The 11561-nt window shown below is 69.8% G+C and carries 14 protein-coding genes; 8 read left to right on the top strand and 6 right to left on the bottom strand.

Annotated elements, in window-relative coordinates; translation table 11 throughout:
• Positions 1–18 precede the first annotated feature (18 nt).
• Complete coding sequence (locus ACH4TV_RS41860; protein WP_398406626.1) at positions 19–1134, bottom strand: S-adenosylmethionine:tRNA ribosyltransferase-isomerase; 1116 nt, start codon at positions 1132–1134, stop codon at positions 19–21.
• Entirely contained in the window at positions 1131–1826 is a 696-nt protein-coding gene (locus ACH4TV_RS41865) for an SDR family NAD(P)-dependent oxidoreductase (protein WP_398406642.1), read from the bottom strand. Before ACH4TV_RS41865 ends, ACH4TV_RS41860 begins: the two co-directional genes overlap by 4 nt.
• Positions 1827–2011: 185 nt before the next feature.
• Here ACH4TV_RS41865 and ACH4TV_RS41870 point away from each other — a divergent pair, with 185 nt between their 5' ends.
• The 4 genes from ACH4TV_RS41870 to ACH4TV_RS41885 all read left to right on the top strand — a co-directional run bounded on the left by ACH4TV_RS41870 (position 2012) and on the right by ACH4TV_RS41885 (position 4620).
• A complete protein-coding gene (locus ACH4TV_RS41870; protein ID WP_398406627.1) occupies positions 2012–3157 on the top strand; it encodes a GAF domain-containing sensor histidine kinase in 1146 nt (381 codons plus the stop codon).
• Entirely contained in the window at positions 3150–3788 is a 639-nt protein-coding gene (locus ACH4TV_RS41875; RefSeq protein ID WP_398406628.1) for a response regulator, read from the top strand. The genes ACH4TV_RS41870 and ACH4TV_RS41875 overlap by 8 nt, the downstream gene beginning before the upstream one ends.
• Before the next feature lie 151 nt (positions 3789–3939).
• On the top strand, positions 3940–4185 hold the full coding sequence (chpE, locus tag ACH4TV_RS41880; RefSeq protein ID WP_398406629.1) for a chaplin ChpE: 246 nt from the start codon (positions 3940–3942) through the stop codon (positions 4183–4185).
• Between the two features lie 195 nt (positions 4186–4380).
• Positions 4381–4620, top strand: a complete 240-nt coding sequence (locus ACH4TV_RS41885; protein ID WP_398406630.1) for a chaplin family protein — start codon at positions 4381–4383, stop codon at positions 4618–4620.
• A gap of 253 nt (positions 4621–4873) precedes the next feature.
• Here the strand turns inward: ACH4TV_RS41885 and ACH4TV_RS41890 are convergent, their stop codons facing one another.
• The gene (locus ACH4TV_RS41890; protein ID WP_398406631.1) at positions 4874–5656 is read right to left on the bottom strand and encodes a hypothetical protein; all 783 of its coding nucleotides are present in this window, start codon (positions 5654–5656) and stop codon (positions 4874–4876) included.
• 129 nt (positions 5657–5785) lie between these two features.
• Between ACH4TV_RS41890 and ACH4TV_RS41895 the strand changes: the two genes are divergently transcribed.
• The 3 genes from ACH4TV_RS41895 to ACH4TV_RS41905 all read left to right on the top strand — a co-directional run bounded on the left by ACH4TV_RS41895 (position 5786) and on the right by ACH4TV_RS41905 (position 8239).
• Positions 5786–6577 (top strand): ABC transporter ATP-binding protein, encoded by a 792-nt coding sequence (locus ACH4TV_RS41895; protein WP_398406632.1) that lies wholly within the window; start codon positions 5786–5788, stop codon positions 6575–6577.
• Positions 6578–6690: 113 nt separating this feature from the next.
• The gene (locus ACH4TV_RS41900; RefSeq protein ID WP_398406633.1) at positions 6691–7122 is read left to right on the top strand and encodes an NfeD family protein; all 432 of its coding nucleotides are present in this window, start codon (positions 6691–6693) and stop codon (positions 7120–7122) included.
• Between the two features lie 148 nt (positions 7123–7270).
• Positions 7271–8239, top strand: coding sequence for an SPFH domain-containing protein (locus ACH4TV_RS41905; protein WP_398406634.1), 969 nt, complete (start codon positions 7271–7273; stop codon positions 8237–8239).
• A 77-nt stretch (positions 8240–8316) separates the two neighbouring features.
• On the opposite strand, the gene ACH4TV_RS41910 is transcribed toward ACH4TV_RS41905, so the two are convergent.
• From ACH4TV_RS41910 to ACH4TV_RS41920, 3 genes are all read right to left on the bottom strand, one after another.
• Positions 8317–8823 carry an HNH endonuclease gene (locus tag ACH4TV_RS41910; protein WP_398406635.1) on the bottom strand — a complete coding sequence of 169 codons (507 nt, stop codon included), beginning with the start codon at positions 8821–8823 and terminating at the stop codon, positions 8317–8319.
• Between the two features lie 144 nt (positions 8824–8967).
• Positions 8968–9507 (bottom strand): YbhB/YbcL family Raf kinase inhibitor-like protein, encoded by a 540-nt coding sequence (locus ACH4TV_RS41915; RefSeq protein ID WP_398406636.1) that lies wholly within the window; start codon positions 9505–9507, stop codon positions 8968–8970.
• A 137-nt stretch (positions 9508–9644) separates the two neighbouring features.
• Positions 9645–10427, bottom strand: coding sequence for a sporulation protein (locus ACH4TV_RS41920; protein ID WP_398406637.1), 783 nt, complete (start codon positions 10425–10427; stop codon positions 9645–9647).
• A gap of 148 nt (positions 10428–10575) precedes the next feature.
• On the opposite strand from ACH4TV_RS41920, the gene ACH4TV_RS41925 reads away from it, so the two are divergent.
• Complete coding sequence (locus ACH4TV_RS41925; RefSeq protein WP_398406638.1) at positions 10576–11217, top strand: DNA-3-methyladenine glycosylase; 642 nt, start codon at positions 10576–10578, stop codon at positions 11215–11217.
• Positions 11218–11561: the final 344 nt, after the last annotated feature.

Here is an 11561-nt window from a genome sequence, read left to right on the forward strand (position 1 = left end):
TGCGTCCTATGTGCGGGGTCACACCGGCCGGGTACTGGTCTCACCGGTAGTTGCTGGAGCAATGCTCAGCGTGAGGCTGCTGCTTCCTGCCTCCTCCGGGAGGAGGAGATGCACGTCCCCGAACTCGTGCCACAGGTAGCGCCCGCGCAGTGCCTCCTCGTATCCCCGGTCGATCGCCGCCCGCCCCGCGACCGCCTCCAGCATCAGCAGATGCGACGCCTGAGGCTCGTGCAGCCCCGTCAGCAGCCCGTCGACGACCCGCACCCCGCGCTCGGGCGTCACCACCAGGTCGGTCCACCCCTCGGCGGCCCGCACCACCCCGTCCGGCCCGGCGGCGGACTCCAGGGCCCGCACAGCCGTCGTACCGACCGCCACGACCCGCCCGTCCCCGGCCCGCACGGCGTTGACCAGCCGCGCCGAAGCCGCCGGCACCACGAACCGTTCCGGGTACGGCGGCTCGTGCGCCTCCACCGACGCGACCCCGGTGTGCAGCCCGACCGGCGCGAACTGCACACCCCGGCTCACCAGCTCCGCCACCAGCCGCGCGGTGAAGGGCCGCGCCGCACTCGGCATCTCCGCGCTGCCGGCCCCGTCGCAGGGCGGCAGCGCGAACACCGTCTGGTACACGGACAACGGCTGATCCCGCTCCGTATAGGAGTAGCGAATGGGCCGCCCGTGCTCCCGCAGGAGAGACACCACGGGCCCGTCCACCCGCGCCCACCACAGCCGGGTACCGCGCCCGGTCAGCGGCTCCTCCAGAACCAGCCCCGCACCCCCGGGCAGCCGCACCGACGTCCCCGCGGGCCCACCCGTACGCGCCCGCGTGGTGCCCCTCCCGTCGGGATCCCGCAGCTCGACGGCCCACCGCCCGTCGTCCCCGGACGTCGAGAAATGCACCACCACGCGCGCGTGCCCGATCCGTCCGTCCACGGCGGCGGCCAGCGTCGGCGACGTGTTGACGACGAGCAGATCCCCGGCCCGCAGCAGCCGGGGCAGCTCCGCGAACGCGTGATGCGACACCGCGGTCCCCCGCGACACGAGCAGTCGTACGGAGTCCCGGTCCAGCCCCGGCCCGCGCTGCTCGGCCGGCACCCGCGCCGACAACTCCTCCGGCACCTGTACGGCCAGTGTCATCGCCCCTCCAGCAGGGACGGCGCCGCGTACCGCCCACTCGCCGGCCGCTCGTCCAGCAGCCGCAGAAACGCAGGTACGACACTGCCGGGCTCCGGACGCGGATCGTCGTCGTCCGGTACGGCCGCCGCGTACAGGTCGGTTCCCATGTCCCCGGGGTCGACCGCCCAGACCCGCACCCCGGGCTCCTCCTCCCCGAGCACCGCCGCCAGCTGATCCAGGGCAGCCTTGGACGTCCCGTAGCCGCCCCACGTCTCGTACGCCTCGGCCGCAGCGTCCGAACTGACGGCGATCACCGTCCCGGCCGCCGACTCCCGCAGCAGCGGCAGCGCCTCCTGGACCAGGCCCAGCGCGGCCACCACATTCACCTCCAGCGCCCGCCGCAGCCCCTCCAGGGACAGCCCCTCCAGCCGTACGAGCGGTTCGGCGCCCAACGCGCTCGCGTTGCTCACCAGGAGATCGACGCCGCCCAGTTTCCGCGCCGCCGAAACCAGCCCGGCGCGGTGGGAGGCGTCCGTGACGTCGCCGGGCAGGGCCTCCACGCGCACTCCGTACACGGAGAGCGCCTCGGCGGCGCTGTGCAGCACCTCCGGGGTCCTGGCGTCCAGTACGAGATCCCAGCCGCGCTGTGCGAGCGCCGAGGCGAGCGCCCGCCCCAGTCCCTTCGAAGCCCCCGTGATGATCGCCACCGGCATGACATGCGTCCCCTCGTCCTCGACTGCCGCGATCGGCAGTGCACCCAACGTAGGAACGGGACCGTCCCGGCCGCCTCGCCCGGGGGCCGCATCACGGCGGGGCCCTTCGACCTAGGCCCTTCGGCCCGGACAGGGGCGCCACAGGGCGGATACGCACTGTCACACCCCGCCGGTACCGTGAGGGCATGAGTCAAGGACCACGGTCCGGCCTGGCCGCGGTGAGTGCCGCGCTGCTGGCCATGAGCAGGCACCTGGAGGTGCGCGACGTCCTCAAGACGATCGTCGCCTCCGCCAGAGAGCTGCTCGACGCGCAGTACGCGGCGCTGGGGGTCCCGGACGACCACGGCGGCTTCGCCCAGTTCGTCGTCGACGGCGTCAGCGACGCCCAGTGGAAGGCCATCGGCCCGCTCCCGCGCCAGCACGGCATCCTCGCCGCGATGCTGCACGAGGCCCGGCCCGAACGCCTCGCCGACGTCCGCAAGGACCCGCGCTTCGAGGGCTGGCCGTCCGCCCACCCCGACATGTCCGACTTCCTGGGCCTGCCGATCCGGGACGGCGACGAGGTGCTGGGCGCACTGTTCCTGGCCAACAAGAGGTGCGCGAAACCGTCCGGCGGCTGCGGCTTCACGGAGGACGACGAGGACCTCCTCTCCATCCTGGCCCAGCACGCGGCGATCGCCCTGACCAACGCCCGCCTGTACGAGCGCAGCCGTGAACTGACCATCGCGGAGGAGCGCTCCCGCCTCGCCCACGAACTGCACGACGCGGTCAGCCAGAAACTGTTCTCCCTGCGCCTGACGGCACAGGCCGCCGCCCGCCTGGTGGACCGCGATCCCGCCCGCGCCAAGGGCGAACTGCAACAGGTCGCCGTGCTCGCCGCGGAAGCGGCCGACGAACTGCGCGCGGCGGTCGTGGAGCTGCGCCCCGCGGCTCTGGACGAGGACGGCCTGATCGCGACGCTCCGCACCCACGTCCAGGTCCTCGACCGCGCACACTCCGCGCGCGTGACCTTCGACAGCCGCGGTGTCCGCGCCCTGCCGGCGGCCCAGGAGGAGGCCCTGCTGCGGGTCGCCCAGGAGGCCCTGCACAACGCGCTGCGGCACTCCGGGGCAGCTCGGGTCGAGGTGACCCTGGCGAAGCGCGGCCAGGGCGCCGCCCTGCGGATCACCGACGACGGCACCGGCTTCGACCCGACGGCGGTACGCACCGCCGGCCGCCACCTCGGCCTGGTCTCCATGCGCGACCGGGCCGGCGGGGTCGGCGGCCGGCTGGACGTGGAATCGGCGCCCGGCAAGGGCACCACGATCGAGATGGAGGTCCCCGGTGGCTGACGCAATCAAGGTGCTGCTCGTCGACGACCACCAGGTGGTCCGCCGGGGCCTGCGCACGTTCCTCGAAGTGCAGGACGACATCGAGGTCGTGGGCGAGGCGTCGGACGGAGCCGAGGGAGTCGACCGCGCGGAGGAGCTGAAACCCGACGTCGTCCTCATGGACGTCAAGATGCCGGGCATGGACGGCGTTGAGGCGCTGCGCAGACTTCGTGAACTCGACAACCCCGCGCGCGTGCTCATCGTCACGAGCTTCACCGAGCAGCGCACGGTGGTTCCCGCCCTGCGCGCGGGCGCCGCCGGGTACGTGTACAAGGACATCGACCCCGACGCCCTCGCCGGTGCCATCCGCTCCGTGCACGCCGGGCACATCCTGCTCCAGCCGGAGGTCGCGGGCGCGCTGCTGACCCAGGAGGAGACGCACTCGGGCCAGGGGAGGGGCGGTTCGCTCACCGAGCGGGAGCGGGAGGTGCTGAGCCTGATCGCGGACGGCCGCTCCAACCGGGAGATAGCCCGCGCGCTGGTGCTGTCCGAGAAGACGGTCAAGACGCATGTCTCGAACATCCTGATGAAACTCGACCTGGCGGACCGTACACAGGCGGCGTTGTGGGCGGTCCGTCATGGTATGGCCTGATGATCGGCAATTCGGAGCGTTCCGTTCCGGGCTGAGATTCATACCGTCGTGGGAATGTCCCCCAGATGGCGCATCCTTCCTGGATCTCCGGCGTTCTTCAGTGCGTGCTGCGGCGACCTGCCGCGGTGAACGTAGGGAGAGGGCTCAAGACGTGAAGAACCTGAAGAAGGCCGCTGCTGTGACGATGGTTGCGGGTGGCCTGGTCGCCGCCGGCGCCGGTTTCGCCTCCGCCACGGACGGCGCGCACGCCAACGGCAAGGCCGTCGGTTCGCCGGGCGTCGCCTCGGGCAACCTCATCCAGGCCCCGGTGCACATCCCCGTGAACGCGGTGGGCAACAGCGTCAACGTCATCGGCGTGCTGAACCCCGCCTTCGGCAACCTCGGCCTCAACCACTGAGGTACCGAGCCACTGAGGCACCGAGGTCCTGACCTCCGGCCTCCTGGGTACGCCCGGGGGGCCGGTCGGACATGGCGGGTTGCCCCAAACGGGCAGTTTGTCATCGGGATCCGTGTCACCCGGGACTTCTCCCGCGTCGCGCAGCGTACGACCCGCGGCAGGGTCGCCCACGCAATCGCAGGAGGAACCCGTCTCATGAACATCGCCAAGAAGGTGGCCGTGGCCGTCGCCATCGCCGGTGTCGCCGCGGGCGCTTCCGCCGGTGCCGCCGTCGCCGACGCGGACGCCCACGGTGTGACCGCGAAGTCGCCGGGCGTGGGCTCGGGCAACCTCGGTCAGGTCCCGGTGCACGTCCCGGTCAACGTGGTCGGCAACACCGCCAACCTCATCGGCGCCCTGAACCCCGCCTTCGGCAACAAAGGCGTGAACGACTGACGCCGCGACGCCACAGAGAGCCCCGCGAACGAGCAGACGGTTCGCGGGGCTCTCGGCTGTTCGCAGAACGAGGCAGGTGGGTTTCCGGACCGGCCCCGCGTTCCTCATCCGTGCGACCTCTTTGCGGCGCCGGTCCAGGCATTTCAGCCCGTCCGGCGTTTGAGGACGAGGCCCGTTCAGGGCCGTAGCAGGGGTCTGGGGGCGCAGCCCCCAGCAGACGCCCACCCCAGCTCCCCGCACCGCACAACAAACCTCACCGCGCCCCCCGCTCCACCACAACGGAGTTGTACGCCGCGACCTGGGCCCGTCGAGCCGTCCGCTCCACCGGCCGCAACGCCTCCGCCCGGGCCGCGATCTCCGACGCGCTCACCGCCCCGCCGTGCCCGTTCTCGGACGCCACCGAGATCAGCAACCCCACCCGCTGAGCCAGCTCCAGCACCCGTACCGCCCGCGGCGGATACCCCGGCGCCAACACCTCGCGCCCCCGCTCCGTCCGCGCCCGGTACGCGTCGAGCGCCGCCTCCGCGACCGGCCCCGACCCGGCGACGTCCAGCCGCGCCAACACCGCCGTCGCGTCCCGCAACGCCTCCGCCAACTCCCGCTCGGCCTCCCCGAGGGACGGCACATCGGCGGGCGGCGCCTCCCGCACCGGCAGGCAGTGCCAGACGACCTCGACGTGCACGTCGCCGGCCGGCCCCGCCTCATAGACCTCCGGCACCAGCCCCAGCGCGGCGTCCTCGCAGATCACCGCCTCCTCCGCGTCCAGCGCCCGCGCGTTGAACTCGGGGGGCCCGCTCAGCCCGAGCGGATGCCCCGGCGCGGGCAACGCGATCCGCAGCCCGGACGCCCCGAGCGTCCGCAGCCGCCCCAGCGCGAGCGTGAGACCGACGGGCGCCGACTCACCGGGCAGCCCCTCGACCCGGTGCACGGCGTCCTCCCCGACGATGGCCACTACCGCGTCGTCCGGCGAAACAAGTCCGGCCAACAGGGCATTTCCCCATGCGGCCAGTCGTCCTGAGCGTGGTTCCGAGAGCATGCCTCCACCCTAAGGACCGACCGAGGGGAGGGACCGGCCGACCGGTGGCGTAGATTTCGTGGGGGGCTGCGCCCACAGGCGCACACGAACGCGAGACTGGCCGACACTTCAATGGGAGACAACCCGCTCATGAGCGATGTTCTGGAGCTGGAGGACGTATCCGTGGTCCGCGAGGGCCGGGCTCTGGTGGACCAGGTCTCCTGGTCGGTCAAGGAGGGCGAGCGCTGGGTCATCCTCGGCCCGAACGGCGCGGGGAAAACGACCCTCCTGAACCTCGCTTCCAGCTACCTCTACCCCAGCCAGGGCACCGCCACCATCCTCGGTGAGACCCTCGGCAAGGTCGACGTCTTCGAACTGCGCCCGCGCATCGGCATGGCCGGCATCGCCATGGTCGACAAGCTGCCCAAGCGCCAGACCGTGCTCCAGACGGTGCTGACGGCCGCGTACGGCATGACGGCCGGCTGGCAGGAGGAGTACGAGGACATCGACGAACAGCGCGCCCGCGCCTTCCTCGACCGCCTCGGTATGAGCGACTACCTGGAGCGCCGCTTCGGCACCCTCTCCGAGGGCGAGCGCAAGCGCACCCTCATCGCCCGCGCCCTGATGACCGACCCCGAGCTCCTCCTCCTCGACGAGCCCGCCGCCGGCCTCGACCTCGGCGGCCGCGAGGACCTCGTACGCCGTCTCGGCCGCCTCGCCCGCGACCCGATCGCACCCTCCATGATCATGGTCACGCACCACGTCGAGGAGATCGCCCCGGGCTTCACCCACGTCCTGATGATCCGTCAGGGCAAGGTGCTCGCCGCCGGCCCCCTGGAGCTCGAACTCACCTCCCGCAACCTCTCGATGTGCTTCGGCCTCCCCCTCGTCGTCGAGCAGCGCGGCGAACGCTGGACCGCGCAGGGCCTGCCAATGGCCTGACGGCGTACGACACTTCGTGCGCACGAAACGCCTTGTAGAACAACTGGAAGAACCCTGTGCCAAGTTGATCGGCGCCCTGTCGGTGACCAGGCCCGCGGACCTACCATGACCACGTGAACGACATCGATGCATGGGTGTGGTGGCTCGTCGGCGCGGCGGCGCTCGGAATCCCGCTCGTGGTGACCGCGATGCCGGAACTCGGCATGCTCGCCGCGGGTGCGCTGGCGGCCGCCGTCGCGGCCGGACTCGGCGGCGGAGTCGTCGTCCAGGTGCTCGTGTTCGCCGTCGTATCGACCGCGCTCATCGCCGTCGTACGGCCCATCGCGACCCGGCATCGCGTAGACCGGCCCCAACTCGCCACCGGAATCGACGCGTTGAAGGGCAAACAGGCCGTCGTCCTGGAACGCGTCGACGGCTCCGGCGGCCGGATCAAGCTCGCCGGAGAGGTCTGGTCCGCCCGCTCCCTCCACGCCCAACTCGCCTACGAAATAGGCCAGGAGGTGGACGTCGTCGAGATCGAGGGGGCCACGGCGATCGTCATGTGACCTCGTACGACGTAAGTGAACGGATCGTCCACGGGGCAGCCGACGGTCTGTCACACTCGACCAGCAAGATCTTCAACAAGCAGGATCTTCAACAGGCATACGATCTTTCCGCGAGCGTCAAGGCGGAGAAGGGATACGGGGATCCACGATGGAACCCATCATCATCGTCCTTATCATTCTGGTGGTGTTGGTCTTCATCGCCCTGATCAAGACCATCCAGGTCATCCAGCAGGCCAGCGCCGCCATCGTGGAGCGGTTCGGCCGCTACACGCGGACGCTCAACGCGGGCCTCAACATCGTCGTCCCGTTCATCGACACCATCCGCAACCGCATCGACCTCCGCGAGCAGGTCGTACCGTTCCCGCCGCAGCCGGTGATCACCCAGGACAACCTGGTCGTCAACATCGACACCGTCATCTACTACCAGGTGACGGACGCGCGGGCGGCGACGTACGAGGTCGCCAGCTACATCCAGGCCATCGAGCAGCTCACCGTCACCACGCTCCGCAACATCATCGGTGGCATGGACCTGGAGCGGACCCTGACCTCCCGCGAGGAGATCAACGCGGCCCTGCGCGGAGTCCTCGACGAGGCCACCGGCAAGTGGGGCATCCGCGTCAACCGCGTCGAGCTGAAGGCCATCGAGCCGCCGACCTCCATCCAGGACTCGATGGAGAAGCAGATGCGTGCCGACCGCGACAAGCGCGCCGCGATCCTCACCGCGGAAGGTATCCGTCAGTCGCAGATCCTCACCGCGGAGGGCGAGAAGCAGTCCGCGATCCTGCGCGCCGAGGGTGAGGCCAAGGCCGCCGCCCTGCGCGCGGAGGGCGAGGCCCAGGCCGTCCGTACGGTCTTCGAGGCCATCCACGCCGGCGACGCGGACCAGAAGCTCCTCTCCTACCAGTACCTCCAGATGCTCCCGAAGATCGCCCAAGGCGATGCCAACAAGCTCTGGATCGTCCCCAGCGAAATCGGCGACGCGCTCAAGGGTCTGTCCGGCGCGTTCGGCAACTTCGGCGGCGGTTCAGGTGATTCGGGGGGTTCGGGCAGTTCGGACAGCGGAGGCAACTCCGGTGGCGGCACGGAGCGCCGAGAAAAGCCGTCAATCACCGACTGACGGCTACACAGAACTCCAGTGACACAGCCCCGCGCCCCTTCGAGGGGCGCGGGGCTGTGTCACTCACCCGAACATGCCTACGCCGCCGGCTGCGCCAACCAGTCCGGCAACGACTCAAGGTCATCCTGTCCGAGAGCAAGCAGCATCGCGTCGGCAGGCGTCGGCTCGAACGGCTGCCGCAGCAACGGCATCCCCGCCTGCTCCGGAGTCCGGGCCGCCTTACGGTGGTTGTCCTCCGCACACGACGCGACGGTGTTCAGCCAGGCGTCCTGGCCGCCCTGCGCCCGCGGCACCACGTGGTCCACGGTCGTCGCCCGCCGACCGCAGTACGCGCACCTGTGCCGGTCCCGGACCAGCACACCCCGCCTCGACCACGGAGCTTGTCTTCGGAACGGCACCCGGACGTAGCGGCAGAGCCTGATCACCCGCGGCGCGGGTATGTCGACCGCCGCACCGCGCATACGGATCACGGGGTGGGCCTGCTCGACAACGGCTTTGTCCTGCAGCACCAGAACGACGGCCCGGTTCAACGTCACCGTCGACAGCGGCTCGAAGCTCGCGTTCAGTACCAGCGTGTCCCGCATCCAGCCCACCTCCTCTGCTCACCGGCCCGCCGCGTGGCGGGCTTGGATCAACTCTGGCCGGGCACGACGAGATGGACAACGCAATAAAAAATGCCCGCCTCTGATCACTTCCAAGACCAGAGGCGGGCAAACGTTCAATGAACGTCAGTCTTCGGCGGGAACCTCGTACTCACCGACGAGTTGGGCACGCGCGATCGCGTGGAACCGCAGATTGAATCCGACGACCGCAGGCGTTACGTCCGCGTCCGGACCCAACTTCTCCTGGTCCACGGCGTACACCGTGAACACATACCGGTGCGGGCCGTCCCCGGCCGGCGGCGCGGCACCGCCGAAGTCCTTCGTGCCGTAGTCGTTGCGCACCTGGACCGCGCCCTCGGGCAGCCCCTCGAACTTGCCGCTGCCCGCACCCGCCGGCAGCTCGGTCACCGAGGCCGGGATGTCGAACACGACCCAGTGCCAGAAGCCGCTGCCCGTAGGCGCGTCCGGGTCGTAACAGGTCACGGCGAAACTCTTGGTCTCCGGCGGGAACCCCTCCCACCGCAACTGCGGCGAGGTGTTGCCGGACGCCTGGACCTGAGCGTCCTTGAGCGTCGCGCCCGCCTCGACATCCTCACTCGTGACCGTGAACGACGGCACAGGCGGATGGAAGTCGTGCGGCAGCGGCGGCCTCTTGAGCTCGGTCACCTGGGCACCTCCTGGTGGGATCGGTTCCCACCAGCCTAGTTGCCACCCGTCGGTGCCCGACGCAAGAGCGACCGAATGAGGGAGGGGCCGGAACACCGCACGGTGTTCCGGCCCCTCCCTCATGGTCCTTGGTCCGACTAGAGCCAGTTGCGCTTGCTGCCGACCTCGGCCAGCCACTGGTTCAGGTACGCCGCCCAGTCCGTGCCCTGGTAGTCGTGCAGCCCCACCTGGAACGACCGGAAGGTGTCGCTGCCCTCGCTGAACAGCCCCGGCTTCTTGTCCATCTCCAGCACGACGTCCATCGCGTTCTCGTCCGCGACGAAGCTCAACTCGACCTGGTTCAGGCCCCGGTACTGAGCCGGCGGGTAGAACTCGACCTCCTGGTAGAAGGGGAGCTTCTGCCGCGTACCGCGAATGTGACCGCGCTCCAGGTCCGCGTTCTTGAAACGGAAGCCCAGCTGGAGGAAGGCGTCCAGGAGCGCCTTCTGCGCGGGCAACGGGTGCACGTTGATGGGGTCCAGGTCACCGGAGTCGACGGCACGTGCGATCGCCAGCTCGGTGGTCACCCCGATGTTCATCCCGCGCAGCGGCTGACCGTCGATCATCGTGATCGGGGTCTCCCAGGGGATCTCCAGCCCGAACGGCACGGCGTGCACGGCACCGGCCTGCACCTCGAAGGCACCACCGAGCCGTACCTTCGTGAACTCGACGTCCTGCTTGTACTCCTGGTCGCCGCCTTCAACCTCGACCTTGGCCTGGAGCCCGACGGACAGCCCCTCGATCTGCTGGTTGACGGAACCGCCCTGGATCCGCACCTCGCCCTGGACGACGCCGCCCGGAACGACGTTGACCTCGGTCAACACCGTCTCGACCGAAGCCCCACCGGCACCCAGGCTCGCGAGCAGCTTCTTGAACGCCATGTCTCTCCTCTTCCCAGCGATCCTTAGCGATCCCTTGATCCTTAGAAACGCGATCCGGCCGTGGCCGGTTCCGTGCCTCACCCTGGCAAGCCGGCGGCTCCCTGGCCACCCCGCTCGGACAGACACGTCTGCACTACGCTCGGACGGCATGATCGCGCCCGCTGACCGTACGCCTCTCCCCAGGGAGTTCTTCGACCGGCCGGTACTGGAGGTCGCCCCAGACCTCCTCGGCCGCCTCCTCGTGCGCACCACCCCGGACGGCCCGATCGAACTGCGTCTCACAGAAGTAGAGGCATACGACGGCCAGAGCGACCCCGGCTCCCACGCCTATCGCGGACGAACACCCCGCAACAGCGTGATGTTCGGTCCGCCCGGTCATGTGTACGTGTACTTCACCTACGGCATGTGGCACTGCATGAACCTGGTGTGCGGCCCCGAGGGCACGGCGAGCGCGGTCCTGCTCCGCGCCGGCGAGATCATCGAGGGCGCCGAGCTCGCCCGCAAACGTCGAATTTCAGCCCGAGGCGACAAGGAACTGGCCAAAGGCCCGGCCCGCCTGGCCACAGCCCTGGACGTGGCCCGACCCCTCGACGGCACGGACGCCTGCGCCCCCGGCGCCGGACCATTCACGGTCCTGACGGGCACCCCCGTCACCCCCGACCAGGTGAGCAGCGGTCCGCGCACCGGCGTGGCCGGCGATGGCGGCGTCCACCCCTGGCGCTTCTGGATCTCCAACGACCCTACGGTGAGCCCATATCGGGCCCATGTACCCCGTCGGCGCTCAACTTGACGAGCCCTTGGGGGGTACGTAATGTAGTCCGAGCCGCTTGAACCGGGTACGGCGATCGCCTGCAGCCGGAAGTGGCCAACCCACTACCTACGACTCCCTCTCGGCGAGGGCGATTTTGGTGTGCCTGCATGCTGAATTCCGAACTCGCGGAACCCGATTATGAGTTGCCAAGGGAATCGGCTAACGTAGTGAATGTCGAAAGGCCGACAGGCGAAAGTCTAGAAGCCAGAGGCAAACCCCCCGACAGGGAATCGGATCGGAAAACGGTCTGGTAGAGTCGGAAACGCAAGACAGCAAGACCGAAGGGAAACTGCCCGGAGGAAAGCCTGAGAGATTGTCTCGGG

This window comes from Streptomyces sp. NPDC020898, from assembly GCF_044333925.1.
Taxonomy (GTDB): domain Bacteria; phylum Actinomycetota; class Actinomycetes; order Streptomycetales; family Streptomycetaceae; genus Streptomyces.

Bases quoted from the DNA above. Each gene is read 5' to 3' on its own strand.
- ACH4TV_RS41865 (WP_398406642.1), bottom strand. From the start codon at position 1,826: ATGCCGGTGGCGATCATCACGGGGGCTTCGAAGGGACTGGGGCGGGCG.
- ACH4TV_RS41895 (WP_398406632.1), top strand. From the start codon at position 5,786: ATGAGCGATGTTCTGGAGCTGGAGGACGTATCCGTGGTCCGCGAGGGC.
- ACH4TV_RS41885 (WP_398406630.1), top strand. From the start codon at position 4,381: ATGAACATCGCCAAGAAGGTGGCCGTGGCCGTCGCCATCGCCGGTGTC.
- ACH4TV_RS41925 (WP_398406638.1), top strand. From the start codon at position 10,576: ATGATCGCGCCCGCTGACCGTACGCCTCTCCCCAGGGAGTTCTTCGAC.
- ACH4TV_RS41920 (WP_398406637.1), bottom strand. From the start codon at position 10,427: ATGGCGTTCAAGAAGCTGCTCGCGAGCCTGGGTGCCGGTGGGGCTTCG.
- ACH4TV_RS41890 (WP_398406631.1), bottom strand. From the start codon at position 5,656: ATGCTCTCGGAACCACGCTCAGGACGACTGGCCGCATGGGGAAATGCC.
- ACH4TV_RS41910 (WP_398406635.1), bottom strand. From the start codon at position 8,823: ATGCGGGACACGCTGGTACTGAACGCGAGCTTCGAGCCGCTGTCGACG.
- ACH4TV_RS41870 (WP_398406627.1), top strand. From the start codon at position 2,012: ATGAGTCAAGGACCACGGTCCGGCCTGGCCGCGGTGAGTGCCGCGCTG.
- ACH4TV_RS41905 (WP_398406634.1), top strand. From the start codon at position 7,271: ATGGAACCCATCATCATCGTCCTTATCATTCTGGTGGTGTTGGTCTTC.
- ACH4TV_RS41860 (WP_398406626.1), bottom strand. From the start codon at position 1,134: ATGACACTGGCCGTACAGGTGCCGGAGGAGTTGTCGGCGCGGGTGCCG.